This window comes from Parafrankia sp. EUN1f, from assembly GCF_000177675.1.
Taxonomy (GTDB): domain Bacteria; phylum Actinomycetota; class Actinomycetes; order Frankiales; family Frankiaceae; genus Parafrankia.
Genome location: NZ_ADGX01000033.1, coordinates 1 through 26,179, shown reverse-complemented (window position 1 = coordinate 26,179; position 26,179 = coordinate 1). Strand labels below are relative to the sequence as shown.

Genomic DNA, 26,179 nt, shown 5'->3' with positions numbered 1-26,179 from the left:
CCGAGACAAGGTTCCGATGGTAACGCCCGACCGGACTGGTCGTAAACCTCTCACCGACCGTGACAAGAGCAGGGTCGCGGTCGGTGAGAGATTCGTTTCCCAGCGGTATGCGGGCCGGCGTCGTCCCGGTCGGGCCCGCCCTGAAACGGGTTACCCGGCGCCGGTCAGGCTCGCCGCCGACGCGGATGCCGGTGCATCGCCGCTGTCCGTTCTCTCGCTGCGGGCGGTGTCACTATCCGTGTCACCGGCCGTAGCGGAGTCGTTCTCGGTGGCACTCGCGGTGTCGTCGACTGTGGTGGTGTCACTGTTGGTGATGCTGTCACGGTCGTCGACAACGGCGCCGTCGGGCACAACGGCGCTGTCATCGATACCGCCGGCGGGGGCGGCGGTATCGCTGTCGGTGGCAGCGACGCCCTCCGCCTGTGCGCGGGCGGAGGGGCGGAGAGCCTGGCGGGCGGCCGAGGCGAAGGTCGCCGCCACGATCGCGTCCGGCGAGATCCGGTCGGTGAGCTCCTCGGCCACCGCGCCGTCGCGCAGGACGAGCACCCGATCACACAGCAGCGCCAGCTCGTTCTCGTCGGAGCCCGCGACCAGCACCGCGCAGCCGGTGGCGGCCGCCGACCTGATCGTCTCGACGATCGTCTGCCGCGCTCCGACGTCCACCGCCTGCGTTGGCTCGTGCAGGGCCAGCAGCCGTGGGTGGGTGGCAAGCCATTTGGCGAGCAGGACCTTCTGCTGGTTGCCGCCGCTCAGCTTGCCGACCGGCATCGACGGCCTGGGGGGCCGGACATCAAGCGCGCCGATCCAGTGCCGCACCATCGAGTGTTCGGCGCCGCGGTTCACCGGTTTCCACCTGCCGTGCCCCTGGGATCGCGGCAGCGCGATGTTCTCCGCGATCGACAGCTCGAATGCCAGCCCCGCGTGCTCGCGCCCCTCGGGAACGAGCGCGACGCCGGCCGCGATGGCCCGCTGGGTGTCGAGTTCCGTCAGATCCAGATCGGTGGTGCCGACGGTGAACCTGCCGGCCCGGGCGGGACGTGCCCCGGCGACGAGGTAGGGAAGCTCCTCGTAGCCGGACCCGGCGAGGCCCGTGACGCCGAGGACCTCCCCGGGTTCGATACGGAGATCCACCTGATCCAGGACCTTGCCCGAGACTCCGGTGAGCCTGATCGTGGCCGGCCTGGTGCCGCCGGCGGGCGTGCTGCTGTCGGCGGGCGTGCTGCTGTCGGCGGGCACGGTGCCGTCGGGGCCTTCCGACCTGTCGTTGTCGGAGACCTCATGAGCGGCAGAGCCGTCAGCGGTGCCGGAGATCTCGGGTGAGTCGCCGGCGTCCTCGGTCTCGACGATGGCCGGCCCACGCCCCAACCGGTGGGTGGGCACGTCGCGGGCGGCCTGGGCCCGATGCCCGACCACGAGCTCGGCGAGATCGGCCTCTCGCAGGCCCGCGGTGGGCAGGCCCGACTCGACCGCGCACCCGTCGCGTAGCACCGTCACCCGGTCGGCCGCGTCGACGACCTCCTCGAGCCGGTGGGTGATCACGAGCGCCGCTGTCCCGGACGACACCACTTCGTCCAGCATCTCGTAGAAGCGCTCCAACGAGCGCCGGGTAAGGGACCTGGTCGACTCGTCGAAGATGATCAGCCCGGATCCCTCCCGTGCGTCCTGGATCGCCCGCGCGATCGCCACGGTCGCCCTGTCCTCCTCAGGCAGGGACCCGACCTTGGCCTCCAGCGGCACGGAGCGACCGAAGCGATCGAGGACCTCTCGGGCCTCGGCGAGTTCGTGCTTCCAGTCGATCCGCCGGGAGAACCGGCTGGCGCGCAGCCGGCCGGCCCGCAGGTTCTCGACCACCGAGTAGTCGTTGACCAGGCCAAGACTCTGATGGACGACGGCCAGCCCGTGCGCGCGCGCGTCGAGCGGGCGGATGGGTAGCCGCAGCAGGGTGCCGTCGACGAGGACCTGGCCGCCCGGATCAGGCGCGTGGTATCCGGTGAGCACCTTCGCCAGGGTCGACTTTCCGGAGCCGTTCTGCCCGATCAGGCCGTGGATCTCACCCGGGTGCAGATCGAGCGCGACCTTGCGCAGGACCCGGGCGCGGCCGAACGTCTTCGAGATCCGGTCGATCCGCAGCCGTGGCACCGTCACCGCACTCGATTCGGCTGCCCTCACGGTCAACCCAGTCCCCACAGCGCGCGGAACTTCGCCGGGAAGTCCGTCGGGCCGAACCACTCGCCGGTGGCCTCCGCCTCACTGCTGACCGTGATGTCCTTGACGTTGTCCCGGGTGAAAAGCCGGATGGGGATCTCGTACTCGGGCAGCGGCAGACCGAGCATCATCCGGATGGCCGCGTCGGCGTCGACCCAGCCCTGGAACACGTTGGCCTGGCCGGAGTCGACGTGGAGGAACTTCCCGGAGGCCAGCATCTGCAGGCCGGTGATCTGAGCGGATCCCGCCGCGCCGCGGATGGACGACGCCTTGCCCGACTGCTGGACCCCGTTCAGGGTCGGCTGCAGGTACTGCTCGAACTCGGACACCACGTAGCCGACACCCGGGGTCGTGAGAATCGCGGAGCTGGTCGAGGACGCGATCAGGCTGAAGTTCGCCGAGGAGATCTTGTTGACCTTGACCTCGCAGTCCGGGCAGTGCGCCTTGTACTCCTCCTGCGCGGCGGCGACATAGGCCTGGGTCGACGGCGAGTCCGTGCTGCCGTTGATGACGACGTTGGCCTTTCCGCCCGAGTCCACGATGATCCAGTCGGCGATGGCACGCTGCTGGGCCTTGCCGGCGCCCTCGATGTAGCCCAGCCTGTCGCTGGCGGGGTGGGCGGAGTCGGGGATCTGGTTCGTGATCAGTACCGGAATGCCCTTGCTCTGGGCGGCGCCGAGAGCGTTGCCGGCCAGAGCGTAGGGGATCGCGTCGGTGATGATGGCGGCGGCGCCCGCGCCCGTCGCCTGGTTCACACAGGAGGTGATGTCCGACGGGTTGGAGTTGCCGTTGCAGACGTGGACGTCGACGCCGGCCGAGGACAGCGCGGACGTCAGCGCGCGTGCCGTGACCGTGAGCGCCGGGGCCTGCTGGGTGATCGGAATGTAGTAGACCGTCTTGCCGCGCAGCTTGTCGATGCCCTCGACCTCGTCGGTCGGGATCGGCAGGGTCTTCCGCGGGTTGCTCAGCTCCGTCACCTTGGCGGCCAGGTCACCGGCGGCCGTGCTGGCCCCACCGCCGGCCGTGGACGCGCCGTCGCTGTCGGTGGAGTCCGAGCCACAGCCGGCCAGTAAGCCCGCCGCGGTTAAGGCGGCGACCAGCATGGCCCATCGCTGCCGGCGAAACCGGGTGGCCGATCGCGGCGCACGTGCGGTAGTGATCACTTTCATCCTCCAGGCGGAGACTCCCGCGGCCGCGGCTACGGGACTGACTGAGCGGGAAGTAGGGGTCGCGGAACCGGGACTGGGTCACAGACCCCAGGAGCGTCGGTCAGCTCCCGGATCGGGCATGCAACAGCGTCGAGATCGTCACGGCGACGATGAGGACCCCGCCGTAGAAGACGTTCGAGATCCAGGCGGCCACGCCGAGCAGTTGGAGGCCCAGGATGCCGGTGGCGAGGAAGTAGACGGCGATGAGTGTGCCGAGCGGGTTGAACCGACCCGGCTGCAGGATCGCGGTTCCGAGGAACGTGGCCGCGAAGGTCGGCAGAAGATAGCTGTTGGCGACCGTCGGATCGAACCCGCCGGTCGCCGCCGCGGCCAGGACACCGCCGACACCGTTGATCGCGCCGGCCGTCGTGAAGGCGCCGAACCGCACGCGGTTGACCCGGATGCCGGCGAGCCGGCTCACCTCGCGGTTGGCGCCGACGAACCGCATGTTGCGGCCCAGCGGCGTCAGCATCAGCACGTAGGCGAAGACCAGCATGAGTCCTACGCCCTCGTAGAAGCTCACGGGCAGCCCCAGCACGTCGAACAGGGCGATCTTCGAGAAATCCGTGCTCAGCCCGCTGATCGGCGTCATGTTGCTGATCCACAGCGCGATGCCGAGCAGGAGCGTTCCCATCCCCAGCGTCACGACGATGGTGTTCACGCCGAGCCGGACGACCAGGGCGCCGTTGATGGCGCCGCACAGCGTCGCGATGGCGATCGCCGCCAGGCTCGCGAGCCACACGTTCCATCCGTGGTCGACGTTCAGGACCGGGACCAGGATCGCGGACAGGCCGAAGACGGCGGCGACCGAGAGGTCGACGAACTCGCCCACGCAGATGGTGCACAGCAGCGCGGCGGTGAGGAAGACGAGGGCCTGCTGGCTTCCGAAGATCGTCTTGGCGGTGCCGGAGGTCAGGAAGGTCTCCGGCACCGCGATCCCGTAGACGACCGCCATGATGAGCCAGACACCCAGCACCGCGAAGCGGGCGCCGTAGTGGCCGAGGCCCGCGCCCCCGCCAGGCCGCCTCCCGCGCCCGTGTCCCGCGCCGTGGCCTTCGCCGTGCCCGTGCCTGCGGCCGTCCGCATGCCCGTGACCGTCCGCGGCCTCCTCGTCCGGGCTGAGCACAGCCGTGCCCTGCCGGTCGGTGGACGACGCGGACCGCCGGGGTGACCGGATGCCCGGAAGGGACGACGCCATGCTCATGCGGACGGCGCCCCGTTCGACACCTGGGCGACCCGCGTGAAGCCGGAGATGTCCGGGAACGGGCTGGTGCGGTCCTTCTGAAGGTCGACCTGGAAGGTGTTGAGCAGCATCGCGAGCATCGAGAAGTTGCCCAGGCTGCCGATCAGGTCGACGAGCCCCTGCTCGCCGAACGTGGCCAGGCCCGCGGCGAAGGTCTCGTCGCTGACGAAGTGCTCGGTGAGGACCTCGGTCGCGAACTGGTAGAGCAGCTGCTCGTCCGGGTCGGTGAAGGCCGGGTCCTCGCGGCGGGCGAGGCGCTCCAGCGCCGCGCGGTCGACGCCCGCGTCCGCGGCCTTGTCGACGTGCGCGTTCCAGGAATACTGCGCGTCGAAATGACGGGCGGCGATCAGCAGGCTGAGCTCCCGCAGCTTCAGCGGCAGCGCCGACTCGAACCGGCAGAACGCGCCGAGTGCCTCGACCCGCTCGCAAAGATCGGGGCTGCGCAACCAGACCAGGAAAGGACCGCGGGTGCCGCCGCGCCGGCTGGTGATTCGATCGCTGATCTCCGCCTGCCGGGGGGACAGTGTTTCCAGCGGCTTGAGTCGCACGAACATCCTCCTCGATGTCGACCATGGCGAAAGTTGTGATTGGGGTAACGATGATGAACGTTCGACGTTGTGTCCAGAGCTGTCCGATGCCTGTTGGTGAAGACCCCGAAACATTAGAGTTCCGGATCGGCGATCGTGGCCCGTGACCGACCCACCTAACCTCAACCTGGACGATCCCGGGCTGTTCGGGGGCTTGACAGAGAGAGCTGAGGACTCGAGATGACGATCATCAGGACGCGGAACGTTACGCGCCTCGATCGCGGTGGCGCTGTGCGCACGATACCGCTGATTACCAGGTCCAGCGCCATCGAGAAAATAACGCTGACCTCCGGTATCAGCACCTACCCGGTGGGCTCCGGAGCGCCGCTGCACACGCATAACTGCGTCGAGCACGTGACGCTGCTGAGCGGTCTCGCCGAAGTTGAGATCGACGGTGAGCTGACCACGCTGGAACCCTACGACACCACCTATGTCGAGGCCGGAATTCCGCATCTCTTCCGCAACATCGGGGATGTCCCGATGACGATTCTGTGGGTCTACGACTCGGCGTTCGTGACACGCACCTTCATGGCGACCGGCCAGACCGTCGAGCATCTGTCGGAGGCCGACAGGATGGTCAACGACTGAGCCGTCACACCGTTCCCGCCCTCCTGGACGCCATGGCGACCAGGAGGGCGATGTGTTTCCGGGCGGGGGCGGTCAGACCGGGCGCACACCGTCCGGGATTGCCACACCGAGCGCGGCGGCCTGGTCGCAGAGCTTGGTGACCATCGGAACGGGCAGGGGGATGCCGCCGGTGAGCCGGTCGGCGAACGTGCGGGTGCCCCGCTCCCCGGGGACGAGGATCTCCGCGGACGGGTCGCTCGCGGGCAGCCTCTTGATGGCGTCGACCGTCTCGTCGACGATCCCCCGGAACTGGTCGACGGGCAGGAACGCCGAGATGTCCACGGCGAGCAGGGCTGCGTTCTGCCGGTGCCGCCGGCCCTCCGGGGTACCGCCGTGGAACGAGCTGACGATCGGGTTGGCTGTGAGGCCGCTGGTCAGCAGCTCGAAGACAAGCGACATCCCGGCGCCCTTCGCGCCGCCCATCGGCAGGGGCACGGCGGCCTCGGCCGGGTCGGTGGTGGGCCGGCCGTCCTTCGTCAGGGCGGCGCCCTCGGGCAGCGGCCGCCCGCTGCTCTTGTGCTGGGCGATCCGGCCGAGCGCGATGACCGCCGTCGCCATGTCGAGCAGGACGATCGGATGGCGGCCCGCGGGCACCGCGACGGACAGCGGGCTGGTCGCCACACCGGCACCGGTGCTGCCGGTGTAGGCCATGTTCGGCACGCCGGCGACGATGCCGAGGCCCGCCATCCCGTACTGGGCCGCGCATTCGGTGTAGTAGCCGATCGCGCCGGTGTGCACGGTTCCGCGGACGGCGACCCAGGCGATACCGCTCGACCGGGCCATGCTGACGGCCTGGTGCATGGCCATCGACAGCGCCACCGGGCCGGGGGCGGAGTCCGCGTCGATCACCGCGACGGCCGACCGCAGCTCGTCGACCGCGATCTGGGGCCGCGGGTTCGCCTCGCCTTTCTCGAACAGCTCAAGGTAGCGGGGGATGCGGGAGACTCCGTGCGAGTCGACACCACGCAGGTTCGCCCACACCAGGACGTCCGCGATCGTGTCGGCGTGCTCCCGGCTGGTGCCGGCCGCGACGAAGATGTCACTGACGAGTGTGCGCAACGCCTTGTCCGGCACGATGGTGCGGGGGGCAGGCATGGGAACCTCCGATGGTTCAGGCAGCGATGGCGGCGATGACAGCGAAGCTCGCAACACCGTCCGTCCGGTGAACGCGCGCCGGACGGACGGCGACGAGGCCGAGTGAACGAACACGGAGCGAACGGGCCGGGACCGAGGCTGTGGCCCGGTTTCGCCCGGCCGGCGGGCGGCTACAGCGGGAGATGCACGTCGACCAGCGCGGTGACGCCGGCCCGGACGCTCGCCAGCGCCGCCTCGAGGACGGGGCGTAGATCGTCGGGGTTGGTGACGGTGTGCCCGGCCATCTCGAACGGTGTGACCAGGGAGGCCAGATCGGGCTGGTCGGTGAGGTCCACACCGCGGAAGTCGCCCTCGGTGACCGCTGTGCCCTGCGGGTAGAACCGCAGGTGGTTGAGCTTCATCGACCGGTACTGCCGGTTGTTGAAGACCACCACCAGCAGCGGGAGGCCGAGAGCGCGCGACGCCGCGAGGGACTGCACGATCGGGTTGTAGAGGAACGAGCCGTCGCCGATCGTGAGGACGACCTCACGATCCGGATCGGCGAGCTTGACTCCGAGCGCCACGCCAAGCCCCTGGCCGAGGCCGCCCTGGACGTAGGAGTACCGGCCCGGCTCCTCGGCCCGCAGATGCTGCGCGATGGCCCTGCTGTGCGTGATCGTCTCGTCGACGACGGCCGCTCGCGGGTCGATCAGGTCGCGCAGTTCCCTGACCACGGCCGCGGCGTCGAGACCGTCGCCGGCCGCGGCCCGTGCCGGTCGGGGAGCGGCGAGTACCGCGCGCCGGGCGGCAACCCGCTCGTCGTCGACACCGAGCTCCTTGACGCCCGAGACCAACGCTCGCAGCGTCGGCCCGACATCGCCCTCCAGGTACTGATCCGCGACGAGCACCTGGTAGTCGCTGTACGGACGGTGCGGGACGTCGTCGACGACGAGTACCTCGGCGTCCGCGGGGCGGTTGCTGGGCGGGTACCAGGGCGCACGGCAGCAGACCAGGACGATCAGGTCGGCCTCGGCGAACAGCGCGCCGCCGTCGCCGCCGCGGTGCAGCTCACTGGTGCGCGGGAAGTTGGCGCACACCGCTGACTGCGGCTCGATCACGGGGATCGAGAGCAGCTCGGCGAGGTCGACCAGCGCGGCGAAGCCGTCGGGATGCCGGCCGGCCGACTCGGTGACGATGACCGGGTGCTCGGCGGCGACGAGCCGGCGGGCGGCCTCGGCCAGATCGCGCTCGGTGCTGACCCGGCTGCCAGGCAGGGCCACGGGCCGGATGGCCGTCGCTGCAGGCTTCCATGGTTCGAGCAGGACCTCGACCGGGACGTTGAGGTACACCGGACCGGCCGGCCCCCGGCGCGCGATCTCGGCGGCCCGGACCACGGAGCCGTACAGCGTGGACACGCTGCCGACCTGGGTGGACCACTTGACGAAGGGCGCGGCGACCGCCTGCGTGCCGCCGACGATGGACAGGTTGCGGTACCACTGCGAGCCGGGATCGGTCTCGGTCTCGCCATAGGTGATCGACTCGGAGGAGCAGACGACCATTCCGACATTGGCCAGCAGCGCGCCGTGGATGCCGCAGGCACCCTGTAAGAGACCGGGAACCGCGTGCAGCAGGACCATCTGAGGTCGGCCGGTAACCAGCCCGTACCCCGTCGCCATCGCCACGGCGAGGGTCTCGTGCAGCAGATCGAGGTAGCGCGGCCCAGGCGTGCCGTTCTTCTCCTGCCGGGCGAGCGCCTCCCACACCGGCGCCCACTCGGAGCCCGGCGAGGAGAAGATGACATCCACCCCCAGATTCCGGCAGGCCTCGAGGATCGCCTCCCCGCCGTCCTTCTGGTCCTTCTCGTCCGTCAGGTCCGTCACGACGCCGCCTCCGCGCCGCCGGCACCTGAGCCGACCGTGAGCTGGGCGTCCTCGATCGGCCACTCGAGGCACTCGCAGATCCCGCGGCCCATGATCCACTCGAGTTCCTCGGTGGTGAAGCCGAAGTGCTCGGTGAACTGCGCGATCGTGTCGGAGTAGGTCAGGCCGTGACCCATGAGACGGGTCAGGTCCGTGCCCCAGAAGCAGCGCTGCGGACCCATCGCGTCGACCATCTCGCGAACGTACTTCGCGAGGTTGAGGTTCGGGAACGGCTGGGTCGAGTAGCCCGGGATGGCGGAGACCTTGACGTAGATGTTGGGGTGTTTGTGCAGGTCGGCGGTCTCCTTGACCCAGTAGCCGATGGCGTCGTCGACGCAGCGGGCCATGATCCCCATGTGGTCGATGATGATGCGCAGGCCGGGGTGGCGGGCCGCGATCGCGCCCAGCTCGGCCTTCCAGATCGGCGCGTGCACCATCGTCTTGATGCCGAGCTCCTCGGCCAGCGGCCAGTACCAGTCGTTCGTGCCGTCGATCATCCAGTTCCGGTCGATCGGCCGGTGGAAGGTCAGCCGGGTGCCCTTCACGTACGGGTTCTGCGCGAAGTCGCGCATCATCGCCGCGCCCTCGGTCGGCTTGTTCTGCGGGATCCGCGCCATGATCCCGAAACGGTCCGGGTGTGCCTCGCACGCCTCGAGGGCGTAGTCGATGCGGTCACCCTCCCACGACGGCGGCAGGATGAGCGCGCGGTTGACCCCGGCGTCGTCCATCAGCCGGAGCGCCTCCTCGTAGCTGAACGCCTCTTCGCGGTGCCCGTTGAGACGGATCCGTTCGCGGGCCCCGGGCACCCACGGCCGGTCGGGGGTCTCCTCGAGCCAGACGTGGATCTGCGAGTCGACGATGAACATCTGTGGCGTCCTCGATTCGGGATGGGGGAACGGGCCGCGGCGCCCACCGGGCCACCGCTGGAAACCTGGGAACTACGGAGAGAAAGTCGTGGTCAGGAAAGGTCGTGGTCAGGACGACTGACGCGCGGCGATCTGGTCGACGACGTGCTCGGCGATCGCCAGCGACGAGGTCGCGGCCGGCGACGGGGCGTTGCGCACCGCGGTCACCGGGCCGAGCCTGCTGATGCGGAAGTCGTCCACCAGGGAGCCGTCGGCGTCGACGGCCTGCGCGCGGACCCCGGCCGGCGCGCGGACGACGTCGGACGTCCGCAGGTCAGGGACGTACTCTCGGGCCGCCGCGAGGAAGACCCGCCTGGACAGCGATCCGCGCATCTCCCCGAGGCCGGCCCGCCAGTGCTGGCGGAACAGCTTGCGGGCCCCGGGCCAGCGCAGCACGGCGGCGAGGTCGCCCGGGCGCAGGTCGCGGCGCCGGTAGCCCTCACGCGCCAGCGCCAGTACCGCGTTCGGGCCGATGTCGACGTTCCCGTCGACCCGCGGGGTGAGGTGCACGCCCAGGAACGGGTAGGCCGGGTCGGGAACCGGGTAGACCAGCCCGCGGACCAGCCCGGTCCGCGCGGGCACCAGCCGGTAGTACTCGCCGCGGAACGGCACGATGGCCGGCCCCGGGTCATCGCCGGCCAGCCGGGCCACGGAGTCCGCCTGCAGCCCCGCGCACAGCACGACCTGGCCCAGTTGGTAGGTCTGGGAGCCGGTGGTCCGAGAGCTGGCCGTGACGGTGACCGCGTCGGCGCCGGCCGGCCTGATGCCGGTGACCGTGGTGGCGAGCAGGATCTGGCCGCCGGCGGCGACGACGTCGTCCGCCATGGCCCGGGCGATCGCCGGGTAGTCGACGATGGCGGTGGTCGGCGAGTGCAGCGCGGCCACACCGGTGACGTTCGGCTCCAGCTCGCGCAGTCCGGCCTGGTCAAGCCAGCGGATCCCGGGAACGCCGTTGCGTCGGGCGCGGCCCTCGATGGCCCGCAGCCGCCCGGCCTCCAGGTCGTCGCGGGCGACGACGACCTTGCCGATCTCCCGGAACTCAAGGCCGTGCTCGGCGCAGAACTCGCGCAGCAGGAGAACACCACGACGGCACAACGTCGCCTTCAGCGAGCCCGGCTGGTAGTAGAGCCCGGCATGCACGACGCCGGAGTTGTGCCCGGACTGGTGGGTCGCGAGCTCGTCCTCCTTCTCGAAGACGACGACCTCCCGGCCGAGCTGGGCCAGCCGGCGGGCGACCGCGAGGCCGACGAGGCCGCCGCCGACCACCCCGACCCGTTCGCGGGCCGTGCCAGCCGCGGTCATGAACCCGGCTCGCAGCGCATTGCGACGGTCTTGACCCGCGAGTAGAAGCGGAGGCCCTCGTAGCCCTGCTCCTTGACCGTCGACCCGCCGGAGTCACCGAAACCGCCGAAGGGCATGTGGACGTCCCAGCCCGAGGTCGGCAGGTTCACCGAAACCTGGCCGGTGTCCACCCGGTCGGCGAAGGCGTGGGCGTGGCCGAGGTCGCGGGTGAAGACCGCGGCGGCCAGCCCGTAGGCGGAGTCGTTCGCGGCGGCCACCGCCGCGTCGAAACCATCCACCACCTGCACAGCGAGGACCGGGCCGAACACCTCGTCGCGCCAGATTCCCATCGCCGGGGTGACCTCGGTGATGACGGTCGGGGTGACGAAACAGCCATGGGCCAGCGGGCCGTCCGCCGGGGTCGTCCCGCCGGTGGCGATCACCGCTCCCTCCTGGCGGGCGCGCTCGATGTGGCCCAGGACGTCGTCGCGGTGGCGCCGGCTGACGAGCGGGCCCACCACGACGTCCGGATCGGTGCCCCGACCGTAGGGGATCGCCTCGGTGGCCTGGACCAGACCGGCGATGAACTCGTCCGCGATCTTGCTGTCGACGATCACCCGGCTGGTGGCGGTGCAGCGCTGCCCGGTCTGCCCGAACGACGCCGCGGCGACGGTCGGGACGGCGAGCGCCAGATCGGCGTCGGCGAGGACCACCGAGGCGTTCTTGCCACCGAGCTCGGCCTGCACCCGCACGGTGCGGTCCGCGAGCCGACGCTTGAGGATTCGTCCGACCGCCGTGCTCCCGGTGAACGACACCGCGGCGATCCGCGGGTCGTCCAGCAGCGCCGCCTCGATCTCGCTGATGCGTCCGAGGGCGAGCCCGAGCACCCCGGCGGGCAGACCGGCGTCGTGCAGGGAGCGGGCGAGGTGCACCGCGACCAGCGGTGTCTCGGACGCCGGCTTGAGGACGACGGCGTTGCCGGCGATCAGGGCCGGGGCGGCCTTGCGGGCCGGGGTCAGCAACGGGTCGTTCCACGGGGTGATCAGGCAGACCACCCCGAGCGGCTCCGAGCGCACGGATGTCTCGGTGCCCGGGCGGCTGTCGGCCAGCAGATGCCCGTAGGGCTGGCGGGCCATGCTCGCGTAGTAGTCGAAGAAGTCAGCGGCCTTGGTGACCTCGACCGTGGCCTCCGCGAGGGTCTTGCCCATCTCGGCCACCAGGTCAGCGGCGATCTCCTCGCGACGTCTGCGCAGGTCGGCGGCCGCGTCGATCAGCACCTGGGCGCGGCTGAGCAGTCCGGTGGCGCGCCACCGGACTGCTCCCAGCGCCGCCGCGTCGTAGAGCTCGGTCACCTCCGCCGCGGACATCGCCGGAACTCGCCCGACGACCCGGCGCACGTCCGCCGGGTCGACGACGTCGATGTGCCGGCCGTCGGCTGGCATCAGCCACTGCCCGCCGACGAGCCGCGGCACCGCCCTTGGTGGCATCAACTCCGACCGTCCTCTCGAATCCTGGAGACCTGCAACCTGGGGGCCAAACGGCCCTTCGGCAGGTAGGAACCGAGCCTAGGAGGCGGATCAGAACAGTGAAGACCGTAAACCGGCAAACTAAGGTTTACGGTCCTCATGCGGGCCGGTGCGGGCGAAGTGGTCCGGGTCAGGCCGATCGACGGCCATGATGGGTGGGCCCTCGAAGAAGCCGCGCGCAGCAGGAGTGAACCTTTTCCATCTCACGGCGTGTGGGCAGGGGTGGGACGGGTCCGAGTCGACGATGGAGAAGGTTCAGAGAAGATGTCGTCCGTGATAATTGTTCACTATAAGGTGAAGCCCGGTTTCGAGGAGCACGTCGCGCATTCTCTGGCGCGGATGGTGGAACCCACCCGGGCCGAGCCGGGAAACCTCGCGTACAACGTCTGCCGGTCGCCGCAGGATCCGGCCGTCTTCGCGATCTACGAGGAGTACGTCGACGCGGCGGCGGTCACCGCGCATGCCTCGTCGGACTATTTCGAGCACTGGCTGAAAAATGAGACGCTGCCGTATCTCGAGGAGCGCCGGCGGCATGACCTGGTCGCGCTCTGAACAGCAGGGGCGGTCAGGCCCGGAACCGATCCCCCCGGTCCTGACCGCCCCCGCGTCACCGGCGGCTCAGGCGGCTCAGGCGGATCCGCTCGTGACCGGGGTGAACTCCAGGTGCAGCTCGGTCAGGCCGCGCAGCACCCAGGTCGGCTCGTACTTGAACCGGCGGTCGCCCGCCGGGCCGTGATGCTCCTCGGAAAGCCGGATGTCGCGGGTGCGGTCGAGGATGCGCTCCAGGCTGATCCGGGCCTCGACGCGGGCGAGGGGCCCACCGGGGCAGGAATGAACCCCACGGCCGAACGCGATGTGCTGGCGGACGTTCTTGCGGTCGTGCCGGAACTCGGCCGGGCACTCGAAATGGCGCGGATCGCGGTTCGCCGCCCCGTTGAGGAGCATGACCGGGGTACCCGCCGCCACCTCCACGCCGCCGACCGTCGTGTTCCGCCGCGCCAGCCGGAAGTCGGCCTTGACCGGGCTCTCGACCCGCAGCGACTCCTCGATCAGGTCGGGGATCAGCTCACGGTTCGCCCGCAGCTCGTCCTGGACCTCCGGGTTCTCGGCGAGGTACTTCAGCACGGCACCGAGCAGGCGGGCGGTGGTCTCCTGCCCCGCGGCGAACAGGAAGGTCGCGGCACGGACGACCGCGATCACCTCCGGAATGCTCCCGTCGGGGTAGGTCGCCGTCGCCATCTGGGTCAGCACGTCGTTGCGCGGGTTCTGGCGGCGGTCCTCGATGTACTTGCTGAACCAGTTGTCCAGCCAGCCCAGCGCGTTCAGCTCGCCGTCGGAGTCCCCACCGGCGCCGATCTGGCCGGGGCTGGTGCTCAGCCCGAATCCCTTCCGGAAGCGCTCGTGGTCGGCCTCGGGGACACCCAGGACGTCGGCCACCGCGAGCATCGCGAACGGCTGCGCGTAGGCGCGGATGAACTCGCACCTGCCGGAGTCGATGAACTCGTCGAGCTGCCGGCCGGCCAGCCCCTGGATGAACTCCTCGTTCTCCTGCAGCCGTTTCGGCGTCAGCATCCGCATGACGAGCGCACGCTCGTTGGTATGCATCGGCGGGTCCATGGTCACCATGTGCTCGTTCATCGGCAACTGGTCGCGGTGCTCGTCGATGATGGCGCCGACGTCGTCACCCTCCAGCGGCACGGGGAAGACCGCGAAGGGGCCGACCACCGAGTTGCATGAGGAGAAGGTGTCGACGTCGCGGTACACCTCGGTGGCCTCGGCATAGCCGGTCACCGCGACGACCCCGAGATGCGGCAGCGGCAGCACCGGGCAGGTGGCACGTAGATCGTCAAAATACGGATACGGGTTTTCGACGAGCGATTCGTCGTTGAAGAAATCGATCGTCTTCCAGTCGGTCAACCCGCTCTCCCTCCGAGTGGCGCCGCGCGCGTCAGAAAATTATTGGGCGAGTGCCCAATACGTGTTGGGCACCTGTCTAGCACACGTGCGGAAGCACGAGCAACCAAACCGGGCCTTTTCGGTCGTCGGCGCGGACCCGTGGCATCGGTGACCATGCACCGCGAGATGGAAAAGTCTCACCGATCGCGCCGCTTCGTCCGCCCTGCCTCACCGCGGTCCGGCCGGTGCCGGCGCGCAATCCGTTGCGGGCGGCGCCGAAACGCGGCTCAGGGTTTGGCGAAGCCGTCGTCTCCGGCCAAGAGCACCACCAGAAGAGTGCGGAGCTGGTCGAGGCCGTCGGGACCGAGGAGCTCCGACCACTCCTGCTCGACCGCAATCGCGGTGCGGCGCATCGCGCGCAACGCCGCCAGACCCGCGCTGGTCAGCTGCACCAGCCGGGCCCGACCGTCGTCGGGATCGGCGATCCGCTCGACATACCCGCCCCGCTCCAGGGTGGTCACCACCTGGGCTATCGCCTGCCTGGTCACCCCGAGGCCCTCGGCGAGCTCGGAGACGCGGCGACCCCCGCCCAGCAGGGGCACGAGCAGCTGCGCGTGGCCTGGGCGCAGGCCGGTGAGCCCGGCGGCGGCGAAGCCCTCAGCCACCCGGGCGGCTTGCAGCCTGGCGACTCTCTGCAGCAGGGCCGGGGTCGTCTGCGCGGCGACCGGCCGGAACATCTGGCTCACGGAGGTATCGTGCCATTGCAAATAGGCAAGGTACTTGCCTATTCTGTCGGCATGTCGATCTCGGTGCTCCGCGCACATCGGCGGGCTGTTCTGGGAGCCGCACTGCTCATGGCAGCCGTGCTGGTCACACTCCTGGTGGCCTGTGACTCGGGGGTACGGCGGTCCGGTCCGTCACGGCAGCGCCTCGGCGGCTCGGATTCCTCGCCCGCACCCTCGCAGCCGGCCGCCGGGGCACCGATTCCGACGGGTCGGTCGAGCTTCGCGTTGACGGTGGCGGGGGAGAAGGAGGAACGGACGGTTCATCTCTACCGGCCCTCCGGGCTCACTGGCCAGGTGCCCGTGGTCGTCATGTTGCACGGCGGGTACGGCAGCGGCACGCAGGCCGAGAAGAGCTACCGGTGGGACGATGCCGCCGACGCCGGGCGTTTCCTCGCCGTGTTTCCCGACGGGACCAGTCGCTCCTGGAACGCCGGTGGCACCTGCTGCGGTCCCGCCGCGGGTGACGACGTCGACGATGTCGCGTTCCTGCGGGACGTCCTCGCGACGCTGGGCGGCCGGATCGACGTCGACCCGCGCCGTGTGTTCGTCACCGGGATCTCCAACGGCGGCGCGATGGCCTATCGGATGGCCTGCGAGACCGACCTGTTCGCCGCGGTCGCGGCTGTCTCGACGACGATGCTGGTCGACTGCTCGTCGGCGGCGAAGGCCTCCATCCTGCACATTCACGGCATCGAGGACAAAGCCATCCGGTACGACGGCGAGCAGGGCGACCCGTTCAGTCGCCGGTACCCGGGCATCGACGGCCCGCCCGTTCCCGAGGTGGCCGCCGCCTGGCGCGCGATCGACGACTGCCCGCAGCCGTCGGTGACCGTCGAGGGCGTGCTGACGACGTCCGCCGCGGCCTGCCCCGACGGCCGCGCCGTCGAGCTGGTCACGATCGACGGCGCGGGCCACCAGTGGCCCGGCAGCGACGCGAAGGCGCTCACGCAGCTGCTGGGAGCGGACAAGCCGTCGGACGCCCTCGACGCGACCACGCGCATCTGGGACTTCTTCGCCGCGCACCCCGCCCCCTGCGCTGAGAGGTGGGAGGGGGCGCCGACCCGGTACCGCGACCGGCAACCGCGCTACCAGCGGTCGCGATGCAGGACGGTCTCCAACGGCTCGCGGGAAGCCGGGCGGAAACCGGTGCCGAGGGTGTGGGCGACCGGCACCAGCGCACCCTGGGTGTAACCGGGGGGAATACCCAGGAGCTCTGCGACCTCCCCGGCATGGGCCAGATGCAGGGTCGTCCAGGCGGTGCCGAGCCCGCGCAGCCGCGCGGCGAGCATGAAGCTCCAGACCGCGGGCAGCAGCGAACCCCAGAAACCGGCCTGTTGCGCGGCGGGAACCGAGGCGGCGTCACCCTCGATGCACGGAATGACCAAAACCGGCACCCGGTGCAGGTTCTCCGCGAGATAGCGGGCGGAATCGGTGACCCGGGCCTGGGTCGCGGCGCGCTCGCCCTCGTACTGCTGGGCATTGGCCCGGTCCGCGGCGGCCAGATATCCGGCGGCACCCTTGCGGTAGGCGTCGGCGATTCCGGCCCGCAGGCCGGGGTCGGTCACCACGAGCCAGTGCCAGCCCTGCCGGTTCGACCCGCTCGGGGCCTGCAGCGCGATCCGCAGGCATTCGTCGATCAGCGCCGGCTCGACCGGGCGGTCCAGGTCGAGCCGCTTACGGACGCTGCGTGTTGTCGTCAGCAGCTGCTCGGGCGTCAGATCAGCGATCAGATGAGGCTCAGGCAGGGCCACCGGACGCTCCTTGCACGCCGCACCCTACAGGCGCGGTCCTCGGGAAAGGGGACACCGGCACGTTAGCTCAGCCCGTCGGGATGCGGCCGAACCAGAGGAACGGGTCGTCGCCCACCATAGTGCCGGTCGTCAGGATGACTGCGGCGCAGAACAGGACCGGGACGACGACCTTCCGCTCCACCGTGCCGTTCGTCCGGGGTACCAGGACTGTCTCCATCCGCCAGTTCACCGGCCACAGCAATGGGCATCCGCGTGGGGTGAGGCAGTCTCCGAGCAGATGGGCCAGGGCACCGATCGTGACGGCGTAACCGGCGAAACCCATGTCGAGGTCGCGCATCAGGTATACGGCGATCCCGGCCGTCAGGCAGTCCTTCAGCCCGGACCAGACATCGTGCCCCTTGAAGTCCAGGCCGAGCCCACGCAGCCCGAAACCGACCAGCACGAACAGTGCGGCCCACCAGCCGTACCGGAGATGCTCAGCCAGCAACCCCATGAGGATTCCCATGGCGACCGCGAACAGCAGCGAATGGGTGGCGTGCCGATGGCCGCCGGACAGGCGGCTCACCCACCGGCACAACGTCTTCGTCAGCGGCCCCAGCGTGTTGGCGATCCGGCCCGACGGGTGGTCGATGTCGGGCAGCAGGCCCGCGCCGGCGGCCACGACCGCACCGGCGATCAGCTGGCTGGAGGACAGCGACAGCGCGTGCGAACCCAGCAGCTCCTCCCGCGAGAGCAGCGGAGCGGCCGCCAACCAGGCCACTCCGCCGCTCAACACGTGCGTCTGCCCCATCACGTCGCATCATTCCCATTGATCGGCACCGGCGGACTTTAGCGGGTACGGCACCCACAGCGCACGTGACGCGCCAAGAGGACATCCCCGGACGAGATGGGCCGCCGGCCGGCGGCGGGTGTCGGAGAGCCGGTGCCCTCCACCGCCGCGCGCCGCAGGGGACCCGTCTCAGTCCAGTCGGTCCCCGCAGAAGTCAGTCTCCACGACTTCCATGCCGGTGCCGGCCGCGTTCACCCGGCTGAACGAGTAACACTGCTCGACCTTCCCGAAGTCCGCATCAAAGTCGATCTTGTTGGTCAGGCCGCCGGCGTTGTAGTCCTTCACCGCGCGCAGGCCGTCGATGAAGCCCTGACGGGTCGGGCAGTCGCCGGCTTCCTCCAGACCGCGGACATAGATGTCCCCGACGAGGTAGCCCACCAGGGCCAGGGTCTCGTTGGCGTTCTGGAGGGAGGGCGCGTAGGCGGAGATGGCATTGCGGTAGGCGGTGTTCGCCGCCGACTCCACCTCCAGCGGGAGATAGCTCGTGAAGGTGGTGACGCCGGCAAGGTTGGTGCCGTACTGCGCGAGCAGCTCCGGGGTGGGAGCCTGGGCGGCGCTGAGAATCACGTTGAGCTGCAGTCCCGCATCGCGTACCGCAGAGATGATCTTCGCGGTGCCGGGCGCGTCGAGGTTGCCGACGAAGGTGTCGGCACCATCCGCCCTGATGTGGCGGATGACCTCCGCGATCTGGCTGGCCGACGGATCGTTGTCACCGGCCACCAGGGAGGAGGGGATCCCGACCGCGTTGAAACTGGTCGTGAACTGGTCCGCGAACGGTGTGGACACCGACGAGTCGAGAGCATTGTGATAGATGATCGCGCGCGTTCCGCCGTACTTCTTGGCGAACTTGCCGAAGGTGTTCACCGTGCCCGTGCCGGAGAAGTTATAGGCGAAGGTGAACATGTTGCGGTTCTTCGCCCACACGTCCTCGACCGCGAGGCCGACGACCGGAACCCCGGCCTTCATCAGGTACTCGGCGCCACCGCCGGTCACCACGCTGCCCTCGAGGACGGCGAAGACCCGCTCCTTCTCGATCAGCTCCTGGCTCACCGCAAGATTCAGCGACGCAGTGCTCTCGTCGTTGCGCGGCGTGAGGACGAGATGGCGGCCATTGACACCGCCGGCAGCGTTCGCGGCCCCGAAGCGCGCATCAACCCCGGCCCGGAACGCGGTGAAGACATCGGCCGCCATGCCGGTGTCCGGATAGATGAGGCCGGCGTTCACCTGATTGGCGGTCACGCCAGGCGTGTTGCAGTCCGCTCTGTCGGCCGCCGTTGTTCCTCCGAGGCAGGCCGATAACGTCGTCGCGCTGAACAAGGCCGCAGCACAGCACGCCGCCGAATACTTGATCCTCACTATGCGCATCTCCCGAGGCGGATGTTGACCCAATTTGATGTCGTCCTTGTCGGGCCGCCAGCGTAGCGGACTATAGCAGCACGATCTCGGTGGTGGTGACCGTTGGGTAGCCGGACATCTCTGCGTTCAGGTGGCCGCGCTGGGCCGGTGTGGGTCAGATCTGCGCCGCGAGGTGAAAGACCTCCATGTCGAAACCGCTGCAAGCAAGGTGTGTTTCGTCGCCCGTCTGCTTGCCGGCAGGCTTGCCACCGCCGCGAACACCTTACCTAACGGACGGTCAGCTGATCGGAGTGATGCGCGGGTGTTGTGCCTCCATCGTCCGTCGGAATTCCCGTCACTGCTTTCGCCCTGCGGCCCGGGAGGGCGATGACCACGGCCGTCGTGGCACGAACCGAGGAGTGATCGACAAGGCCGAGTGGAAACAGGCCGTCGGTTGTGGTGGCGGGCCGCGCCGCTGAGGCCGACTACAGAGCAGACGATCCGGGCGCCGCGACGGCCCCACGGTGGCACGCATGGATGCCTGAACAGGCACGGGCAGGTGCCTCGGTGTGCGGCGGTGGACCAGGGCCGGAAAAGGGATCCCGCGGCAGGTGGCCGAATATCGGAAAATGGTGGTGGGAAGTTTTCGGTGGAACTAATCTGTGGTCGGATGATTCAAAATCCGAGGTGGGACGATGGAACCCCCGCCAACCGTGCCCGAATCTCGCGGTTCGGATCTCGGATTGTTTGTGGCGTGGGCTTCGCATTCCGCTGCTGTCTGAGAGTCGGCGCACTGGGGGATTCTCGGCGGAACGGGCTGGTCCAGACCATCTCGCTGGTCGGGTTCGACGAGACCGCGAAGTCATCGCGCCACGGCTAGATCTGACGCTCCGTCAGATCTGGCCTACAGGGTCTGGCGGGACCTGGGGCGGCGCAGGTAGATGGCTGGTCGTGGTCGACTGTGTGGGAGCTGTCGCACCGACGGTCCCGCTCGACACCCGGATGGAGCCCACGCTGACCAGCTTCCGAGCCGGTCATCTCCCAAGGTGCCCGATCCGCCCTTGCCGGCCGACCGGCAGGGGCGGATCGGACTGCGGCGTCGAGGTGTTGTTGCCATCGGTGGTGGACCAGTGGCCGCTGACGGATGCTGCCGGTAGCCTTCCGATCGCGACATGACGCGACGCGGCCGACCGCTTGACGACGCAACGGGCGGCCGCGTGGCCGTCGCCGGGACGCTGGACTGACCCACCGGGTACGGAGCAGGAGGCGAGTTCCCATGCGGATCGGGATGCCGCTGAACTACAGCGGAGGTTTCACCGAGACGGTCGCCGAGCTCGGCGACTTCGAACGGGCGGGTCTTGGGATCGTCTTCGTCCCGGAGGCCTATTCGTTCGACGCGGTGAGCCAGCTCGGTTTCCTGGCCGCCCGCACCGAACGCGTCGAGATCGCCTCGGGGATCCTGCCGATCTACACCCGGACGCCCACGCTGACGGCGATGACCGCGGCCGGGCTCGACTTCGTCTCCGGCGGCCGGTTCACACTGGGCATCGGGGCATCCGGTCCCCAGGTCATCGAGGGCTTTCACGGTGTGCCCTACGATGCGCCACTCGGCCGGACCCGGGAGGTTGTCGAGATCTGCCGGGCGGTGTGGCGGCGGGAGAAGGTCGAGTACAGCGGTCGTTACTACACCCTGCCGCTGCCGCCGGAGCGCGGCACCGGCCTGGGGAAGCCGCTGAAGATCATCAACCGCCCGGTACGGGAGCGGATTCCGGTGCTCCTGGCCGCGATCGGCCCGAAGAACGTGGCGATGGCCGCGGAGATCGCCGAGGGCTGGGAGCCCTTCTTCTTCCACCCGGAGAAGGCCGGCGAGGTATGGGGCGAGGCGCTGGCCGACGGCACGGCCCGACGTGACCCGGAGCTCGGCCCGCTGGACGTCGTCGTCGCGGCGCCGTTGGCGATCGGGGAGGGCCTCGACGATCTGCTCGACCTGATGCGTCCGTCGGTGGCGCTCTACGTCGGCGGGATGGGCGCGAAGGGCCGTAACTTCTACAACGACCTCGCCCGGCGGTACGGCTACGTCCGGGAGGCCGAGCTCATCCAGGATCTGTACCTGGCCGGGAAGAAGAAGGAAGCCGAGGCGGCGGTTCCGATCGAGCTGCTGCGGGCGACCGCTCTCATCGGGCCGGCCGGCTACATCCAGGAGCGGCTGGCCGCCTATGCGCAGGCGGGGGCGACAACCCTGAACGTGACCCCGCTCGCGCCCGACCATCGTTCCCGGGTGGCCGCCATCGAACAGGTGCGTGGCTGGATCTCCTGACGGCAGCCCCGACCGTAGCGCCGAAGCCGATCTCCAGTGGGCTGTCACACAGACCGCCCTCCGTGCCCGCGGTCGCGGGCCGCGCAGAACAGTGGCGTGGTTTGCTGGACAGGCCAGTGACAGGAGGGGCCGGCGGACGGAACGCCCGCGGTTGCGACAAGGCCTGGCGGGATGAAGGGGACGAAGCGACCGATGATTCTGCGTGAGCAGGTGTCCTTCGACGGCGCCGGGGTACGCCTGGCGGGCGACCGGTGGGATCCGCCCGGCGGCGGGCGCAGGGGCTTCGTCCTCCTGCTGCACGGTGGCGGGCAGACCAGACACTCCTGGCAGCGGACGGGGGAGCGGCTCGCCGGCCTCGGATGGGCGGCGATCTCCGTCGACGCGCGTGGGCACGGCGACAGCGAGTGGGCGCCGGACGGCGACTACAGCCATCGGTCCCTGGTCGCCGACGTCGGGGCGGTCGCACGCCAGCTCGATGAACCACCGGTCCTCGTCGGTGCGTCGATGGGGGGCATGGCGGCGCTCGTCGCCCAGAGCGAGGACCCGGGGCTCGGCCGTGCGCTGGTGCTGGTCGACATCACACCGCGGATCGAACCCGCCGGCACGGACAAGATCTTCGCCTTCATGTCCTCGGCGCCGGACGGCTTCGCGTCGCTGGAGGAGGCGTCCGACGCCATCAGCGCCTACAACCCGCACCGCAAACGGCCCAAGAACCTCGAAGGCCTGAAGAAGAACCTGCGACACCGGGACGGGCGCTGGTTCTGGCACTGGGATCCCGCCTTCATGACCATTCGTGACGAGGCGGAACGCGGTTTCAGTGAGCTGGCCGCCAAGCGGGCGGCGCACCCCTCCGAAGCGGTCGTGTCGGCGCCATCCGCCCAGCCCGAAATGCTTTACGACGCTGCCCGGGCGATCCGGGTGCCCGCCCTGCTGGTTCGGGGCCGTCAGTCGGACATCGTCAGCGAGGAGGGCGCGGCGGAACTGCTGCAGCTCATCCCGCACGCCGAATACGTCGACGTCACCGGCGCGGGCCACATGGTCGCCGGGGACGACAACGACGTCTTCGCGGGCAGGCTCGGTGGCTTTCTCGACCGGCTTCCACCCTTGGCCGGCTGAGCGGAACAGCCGAACAACGGTCGGAACCTGCGCCGGAGCCGCCTGCGCCGGAGTCATCGGTGCTGTGGGCTCCGGCGCCGACTGGTGCAGGCGGCCGCCGGCCGACGCGGGTGCGGGCGGACCGGGCGCCGCTCAGTCCGCAGGGTTGCGTGAGACCTGGAACCAGCGGCGCTTGCCGAGCTTCACCGGCACCGGCTCGGAGCCCACGGTGACGACGGCGTCGGTGTCGTCAATCCGGTCGTCGCCCACGGTGACACCGCCCTGCTGGATGAGCCGCCGCAGGTCACCGTTGGACGGCCCCGCTCCGAGCAGGGTGCGCATGAGATCGAGGACCTTCATCGATGCCGTGTCGAGCACGACGTGCTCGGCGTCGGCGGGCACCTGACGGCGGCTGAAGGTCGTGATGAACCAGTCCCGCTCGGCGGCGGCCGCGGCCTCGCCGTCCCAACGGGTCACGATCGCGGTGGCCATGTCGTACTTCGCCTCGATCGGCGCGGTCTCCTGCTTGCTCAGCACGGCACGGATCGCGTCCTCCGGCAAATCGCTGTAGACCGTGAGGTACTGGCCGACGTACTGGTCGGGAACCCGCATGAGACGACCGAACTTCTCACGCGGGCTGTGATTGATGGCGACGTAGTTGCCGAGGCTCTTGCTCTGCTTCTCGCCGCCGTCGATACCCGGGGTTATCTTCGTGGTGATGACGACCTGCGGGGCCTGCCCCTCCTTCTCCTGGAGCGACCGGCCCATCATCTCGTTGAAAAGCTGGTCACTGCCGATGATGGTGAGGTCCGCGCGCAGGCACACCGAGTCCCAGCCCTGGATGATCGGGTAGACCAGCTCGTGGGCGGCGATCGACTGGCCCTCGCTCATCCGCTTACGGAACATATCCCGCGAAAGCAGCCGGTCCACGGTGACTCGGGACATCACGGTGAGCAGCTCCGACGGTGTCATCGCGTTCAGCCACTCGGAGTTCGGCCGGATCTCGAGTAGTTCGGGATCGGTCCGCAGTACCCGGGTGGCCTGCTCCTGAATCTGCTTCGCGTTCGCCTCGATCTCCTCGCGGGCGAGTACCGGGCGCGTTTTGCTCTTACCGGTGGGATCGCCGATCTGCGTCGTGAAGTCACCGAGCAGAAGTACGACCCTGTGCCCGAGATCCTGCAGCGCCCGGTACATCCACAGATTCACCGCGTGGCCGATGTGAAGATGCGGCGCGGTCAGGTCGACACCGTATTTCATAATCAGCTGCCGGCCACTCAGCAGCCGCGTGCGCAGCTCTTCGAGCGTCAGTATCTCGTCGGTCGTGCGCGCGAACTCGCTGAGGAGGCGGTCGACGTGCGCCCGGTCATTGATGACAGACATCTGGATCCTTGTGAGAGCTGATAATGAATCATCGTATCATGGTCGAGGTGGCCGACCGCTGATCCGGGTGGCCGGCAAGGCGGGGGTGCCGGCTCCGTGCATTGACCGAAACTCCGTCCGGGAACCGCGGCTGAAGCGGTGCCGAAATCAACGGATTGGTCGTCGGTGTGTGATATCGGGTTCCACTCACGGGGTGGTTGGACGGTGGGTCCGGGTGTCGCCGGTGACAGGGGGTGCCCCCGGCCTTGCCGGACCCGAGGTCCTTGGGGAGTGGCCTGAGTGCGGTGGAGCCGGGGTCGCTGTCGTCCCGAGCGCAGCCTCGGCGCGCACTGTCCATAGCGCAGTGCCCCGGGCGTACCGCGGCGCGGCCCGGAGGTGGCCGGCGGCCCAGGCCTGATGGGCGGAGTGGTGGGCATCCGGGCAGTGCGGCGAGCCCCGCTTCTTCCTAGCCGTTCGGTAGGTACTGCGGCGCGCTCTCGTCGCAATCGATCGGGCTCGGAGGGTGATTGGTGCGTGTGGCGGCAGGCCCGCTCTGTGGCAAACCCGGTTCAGGTGGGCACCACGGGTAGCGGCCGGCCTGTCCGTGGCCAGATTTCCGGTAACCGTTGATTGCGGCTCCGTGGGTTCTGTTGGGATTTCCCTGTGATGCTGCGTACCTCACACAAAGACAACTGTCCTTGCTCGTTAACATGCGCAACTATGTTCCCGGTTAATGGGCTGCGTGGATGGCCTGCGGTGTGGCGCTACCGGGCATTTGGTCATCTGCGGCTGCCGGCTTCCGGGCTCCGTTGTCGATGTCGGGTTCGCGTTGGAGAACAAATGACCTTAAGAAGACTGTCAGGGCTGTCGGGGGCTGTGGTGGCAGTCACACTTCTGGCGGGTGCGGTAAGTTGCGGCTCCGGATCCGGCAACGATGGTGTGGCGGCGTGTACCGGGCCTGGCGTGACCGTGGACCAGGTCAGACTCGGCATGGTTCTTTCTGATTCGGGCCCCGGCAGCGATGCCTTTTCGTCGGCCCGTGCCGGCGTGAACGCGCGGCTTGGTGTGGCGAATGCGGCCGGGGGCGTGAATGGGCGCCGAATCACCTATGAATGGCGCGACGACACCAGCTCGCAGCTGGAGAGCAATCAGGTGGCGCAGGACCTGGTCAAGGACGGGGTTTTCGGTCTTCTCCCGGTGACCACGGTGTTCGGTGACGCGCTGGAAAGCCTGAAGGACACCGGTGTTCCGGTGGTGGGCTTCGCGTCGCTGTCGACATGGGCGCGCTACCAGAACTTCTTCTCCTACGGGTACGTCGTCGACCCGACGGCCATCGCCCGCTACATCCAGCAGGCAGGTGGCAGCAAGGTCGGCTTCGTGATGACCGGTTCGGTGGACTCCGCGCTGCAGACCGCCCAGGAATACCGAGACGCCTTCGAACGGTTCGGGCTCAGGACGACCGAGACGGTTCCGTACGTGCACGGGGTCGACAGCCCGAACCAGACGATCTCGAAGCTGATCGCCGCCGACGCCGACACGATCATCGGCTTCACCGTGCCGACCGACCTGGCCGAGCTCGTCGTCGCGGCGCGGAACATGAGGATGAACCTGAAGTCGACAGTCTCGCTCGTCGGATATGACCAGAGCCAGCTGCCGACGGTGGGGCGGGATCTGGCGGGCGTCTCGTTCGACGTGCATTTCCGCCCGTTCGAGTCGTCCGACCCGGCCATCGAGAGCTACCGGGCCGCAATGGCCAAGTACTCTCCGGAGACCCAGCCGGCCCAGCAGTTCGCCATGCTCGGCTACATCTACGCGGACATGTTCGTCAAGGGGCTCGAACAGGCCGGCACCTGCCCGACCAGGCAGAGCTTCATGACCGGGTTGCGCGCGGTGCACGACTACAACGCGGGCGGTCTCATTGAGACGCTCGACTTCGCGACGAACGCCTCCGTTCCCTTGAGCTGCTACGCCTTCGTGCGTATCAACGCGACGGGCACGGATTTCGAGATGGTCAACGAGCGCCTCTGCGGCAGCGACACGGGCGGTCAGTAACCGCTGGTCCCCCGCGCGGCCCTGGAGTCACCTCGCCAGGGTTGCGCGGGGCCGTGCCTCACCCCGCGCGGCCGAGCCTGGACGTCATCCGCCAGGGCCGTGCCTCGCGCGCCGCGTGTCTCTCGCCTCACGCGTCCGGCGCCTATCGTCCCCCCGCGCCCCGCGCCCCGCGCCCGCGCCCCGCG

General features: G+C 69.3%; 21 protein-coding genes. 6 read left to right on the top strand and 15 right to left on the bottom strand.

Translation table 11 applies throughout. The features are described 5' to 3' along the window. Positions 1–150: 150 nt before the first annotated feature. The 4 genes from FREUN1FDRAFT_RS12575 to FREUN1FDRAFT_RS12560 all read right to left on the bottom strand — a co-directional run bounded on the left by FREUN1FDRAFT_RS12575 (position 151) and on the right by FREUN1FDRAFT_RS12560 (position 5,210). Positions 151–2,145, bottom strand: a complete 1,995-nt coding sequence (locus FREUN1FDRAFT_RS12575; protein WP_232295163.1) for a sugar ABC transporter ATP-binding protein — start codon at positions 2,143–2,145, stop codon at positions 151–153. Between the two features lie 26 nt (positions 2,146–2,171). Then, positions 2,172–3,308 carry a substrate-binding domain-containing protein gene (locus tag FREUN1FDRAFT_RS12570; protein WP_157474693.1) on the bottom strand — a complete coding sequence of 379 codons (1,137 nt, stop codon included), beginning with the start codon at positions 3,306–3,308 and terminating at the stop codon, positions 2,172–2,174. A gap of 166 nt (positions 3,309–3,474) precedes the next feature. Beyond that, positions 3,475–4,617: an ABC transporter permease gene (locus FREUN1FDRAFT_RS12565; protein WP_006540422.1), complete on the bottom strand. Its 1,143-nt coding sequence runs from the start codon at positions 4,615–4,617 to the stop codon at positions 3,475–3,477. Then, on the bottom strand, positions 4,614–5,210 hold the full coding sequence (locus FREUN1FDRAFT_RS12560; protein WP_063745300.1) for a hypothetical protein: 597 nt from the start codon (positions 5,208–5,210) through the stop codon (positions 4,614–4,616). The genes FREUN1FDRAFT_RS12565 and FREUN1FDRAFT_RS12560 overlap by 4 nt, the downstream gene beginning before the upstream one ends. A gap of 213 nt (positions 5,211–5,423) precedes the next feature. Here FREUN1FDRAFT_RS12560 and FREUN1FDRAFT_RS12555 point away from each other — a divergent pair, with 213 nt between their 5' ends. Next, positions 5,424–5,831 (top strand): cupin domain-containing protein, encoded by a 408-nt coding sequence (locus tag FREUN1FDRAFT_RS12555; protein ID WP_006540420.1) that lies wholly within the window; start codon positions 5,424–5,426, stop codon positions 5,829–5,831. 72 nt (positions 5,832–5,903) lie between these two features. Here the strand turns inward: FREUN1FDRAFT_RS12555 and FREUN1FDRAFT_RS12550 are convergent, their stop codons facing one another. The 5 genes from FREUN1FDRAFT_RS12550 to FREUN1FDRAFT_RS12530 all read right to left on the bottom strand — a co-directional run bounded on the left by FREUN1FDRAFT_RS12550 (position 5,904) and on the right by FREUN1FDRAFT_RS12530 (position 12,536). Continuing rightward, positions 5,904–6,965 (bottom strand): Ldh family oxidoreductase, encoded by a 1,062-nt coding sequence (locus tag FREUN1FDRAFT_RS12550; RefSeq protein WP_006540419.1) that lies wholly within the window; start codon positions 6,963–6,965, stop codon positions 5,904–5,906. Positions 6,966–7,135: 170 nt separating this feature from the next. Next, positions 7,136–8,824 (bottom strand): thiamine pyrophosphate-dependent enzyme, encoded by a 1,689-nt coding sequence (locus FREUN1FDRAFT_RS12545; RefSeq protein WP_006540418.1) that lies wholly within the window; start codon positions 8,822–8,824, stop codon positions 7,136–7,138. Next, on the bottom strand, positions 8,821–9,729 hold the full coding sequence (locus tag FREUN1FDRAFT_RS12540) for an amidohydrolase (protein WP_006540417.1): 909 nt from the start codon (positions 9,727–9,729) through the stop codon (positions 8,821–8,823). Before FREUN1FDRAFT_RS12540 ends, FREUN1FDRAFT_RS12545 begins: the two co-directional genes overlap by 4 nt. A 108-nt stretch (positions 9,730–9,837) precedes the next feature. After that, positions 9,838–11,070: an L-2-hydroxyglutarate oxidase gene (lhgO, locus tag FREUN1FDRAFT_RS12535; RefSeq protein ID WP_006540416.1), complete on the bottom strand. Its 1,233-nt coding sequence runs from the start codon at positions 11,068–11,070 to the stop codon at positions 9,838–9,840. After that, on the bottom strand, positions 11,067–12,536 hold the full coding sequence (locus FREUN1FDRAFT_RS12530) for an aldehyde dehydrogenase (protein ID WP_006540415.1): 1,470 nt from the start codon (positions 12,534–12,536) through the stop codon (positions 11,067–11,069). The genes lhgO and FREUN1FDRAFT_RS12530 overlap by 4 nt, the downstream gene beginning before the upstream one ends. Before the next feature lie 138 nt (positions 12,537–12,674). Between FREUN1FDRAFT_RS12530 and FREUN1FDRAFT_RS46195 the strand changes: the two genes are divergently transcribed. After that, entirely contained in the window at positions 12,675–13,127 is a 453-nt protein-coding gene (locus FREUN1FDRAFT_RS46195; RefSeq protein WP_232295161.1) for a putative quinol monooxygenase, read from the top strand. Positions 13,128–13,202: 75 nt separating this feature from the next. Here the strand turns inward: FREUN1FDRAFT_RS46195 and FREUN1FDRAFT_RS12520 are convergent, their stop codons facing one another. Together FREUN1FDRAFT_RS12520 and FREUN1FDRAFT_RS12515 are read right to left on the bottom strand one after the other, a co-directional pair. Further along, positions 13,203–14,492 (bottom strand): cytochrome P450, encoded by a 1,290-nt coding sequence (locus FREUN1FDRAFT_RS12520; RefSeq protein ID WP_006540413.1) that lies wholly within the window; start codon positions 14,490–14,492, stop codon positions 13,203–13,205. 266 nt (positions 14,493–14,758) lie between these two features. Further along, the gene (locus FREUN1FDRAFT_RS12515) at positions 14,759–15,208 is read right to left on the bottom strand and encodes a MarR family winged helix-turn-helix transcriptional regulator (RefSeq protein WP_006540412.1); all 450 of its coding nucleotides are present in this window, start codon (positions 15,206–15,208) and stop codon (positions 14,759–14,761) included. An 18-nt stretch (positions 15,209–15,226) separates the two neighbouring features. Here FREUN1FDRAFT_RS12515 and FREUN1FDRAFT_RS12510 point away from each other — a divergent pair, with 18 nt between their 5' ends. After that, positions 15,227–16,447 carry a PHB depolymerase family esterase gene (locus FREUN1FDRAFT_RS12510; RefSeq protein ID WP_006540411.1) on the top strand — a complete coding sequence of 407 codons (1,221 nt, stop codon included), beginning with the start codon at positions 15,227–15,229 and terminating at the stop codon, positions 16,445–16,447. Here the strand turns inward: FREUN1FDRAFT_RS12510 and FREUN1FDRAFT_RS12505 are convergent. The 3 genes from FREUN1FDRAFT_RS12505 to FREUN1FDRAFT_RS12495 all read right to left on the bottom strand — a co-directional run bounded on the left by FREUN1FDRAFT_RS12505 (position 16,342) and on the right by FREUN1FDRAFT_RS12495 (position 19,075). Next, on the bottom strand, positions 16,342–17,007 hold the full coding sequence (locus FREUN1FDRAFT_RS12505) for a nitroreductase family protein (protein WP_006540410.1): 666 nt from the start codon (positions 17,005–17,007) through the stop codon (positions 16,342–16,344). The two genes, FREUN1FDRAFT_RS12510 and FREUN1FDRAFT_RS12505, sit on opposite strands and share 106 nt — an antisense overlap. Before the next feature lie 67 nt (positions 17,008–17,074). Further along, positions 17,075–17,797, bottom strand: coding sequence for a metal-dependent hydrolase (locus FREUN1FDRAFT_RS12500; protein WP_006540409.1), 723 nt, complete (start codon positions 17,795–17,797; stop codon positions 17,075–17,077). 168 nt (positions 17,798–17,965) lie between these two features. Beyond that, positions 17,966–19,075 carry an ABC transporter substrate-binding protein gene (locus tag FREUN1FDRAFT_RS12495; RefSeq protein WP_232295160.1) on the bottom strand — a complete coding sequence of 370 codons (1,110 nt, stop codon included), beginning with the start codon at positions 19,073–19,075 and terminating at the stop codon, positions 17,966–17,968. A 1,372-nt stretch (positions 19,076–20,447) separates the two neighbouring features. On the opposite strand from FREUN1FDRAFT_RS12495, the gene FREUN1FDRAFT_RS12490 reads away from it, so the two are divergent. Both FREUN1FDRAFT_RS12490 and FREUN1FDRAFT_RS12485 read left to right on the top strand, forming a co-directional pair. Then, the gene (locus tag FREUN1FDRAFT_RS12490; RefSeq protein ID WP_006540406.1) at positions 20,448–21,488 is read left to right on the top strand and encodes an LLM class F420-dependent oxidoreductase; all 1,041 of its coding nucleotides are present in this window, start codon (positions 20,448–20,450) and stop codon (positions 21,486–21,488) included. Positions 21,489–21,680: 192 nt separating this feature from the next. Then, entirely contained in the window at positions 21,681–22,604 is a 924-nt protein-coding gene (locus FREUN1FDRAFT_RS12485; RefSeq protein ID WP_198144312.1) for an alpha/beta fold hydrolase, read from the top strand. Positions 22,605–22,736: 132 nt separating this feature from the next. Here FREUN1FDRAFT_RS12485 and tyrS read toward each other — a convergent pair whose 3' ends face one another. Beyond that, complete coding sequence (gene tyrS / locus FREUN1FDRAFT_RS12480) at positions 22,737–23,963, bottom strand: tyrosine--tRNA ligase (RefSeq protein ID WP_006540404.1); 1,227 nt, start codon at positions 23,961–23,963, stop codon at positions 22,737–22,739. A gap of 735 nt (positions 23,964–24,698) precedes the next feature. Between tyrS and FREUN1FDRAFT_RS12475 the strand changes: the two genes are divergently transcribed. After that, on the top strand, positions 24,699–25,994 hold the full coding sequence (locus tag FREUN1FDRAFT_RS12475) for an ABC transporter substrate-binding protein (RefSeq protein WP_232295159.1): 1,296 nt from the start codon (positions 24,699–24,701) through the stop codon (positions 25,992–25,994). Positions 25,995–26,179: the final 185 nt, after the last annotated feature.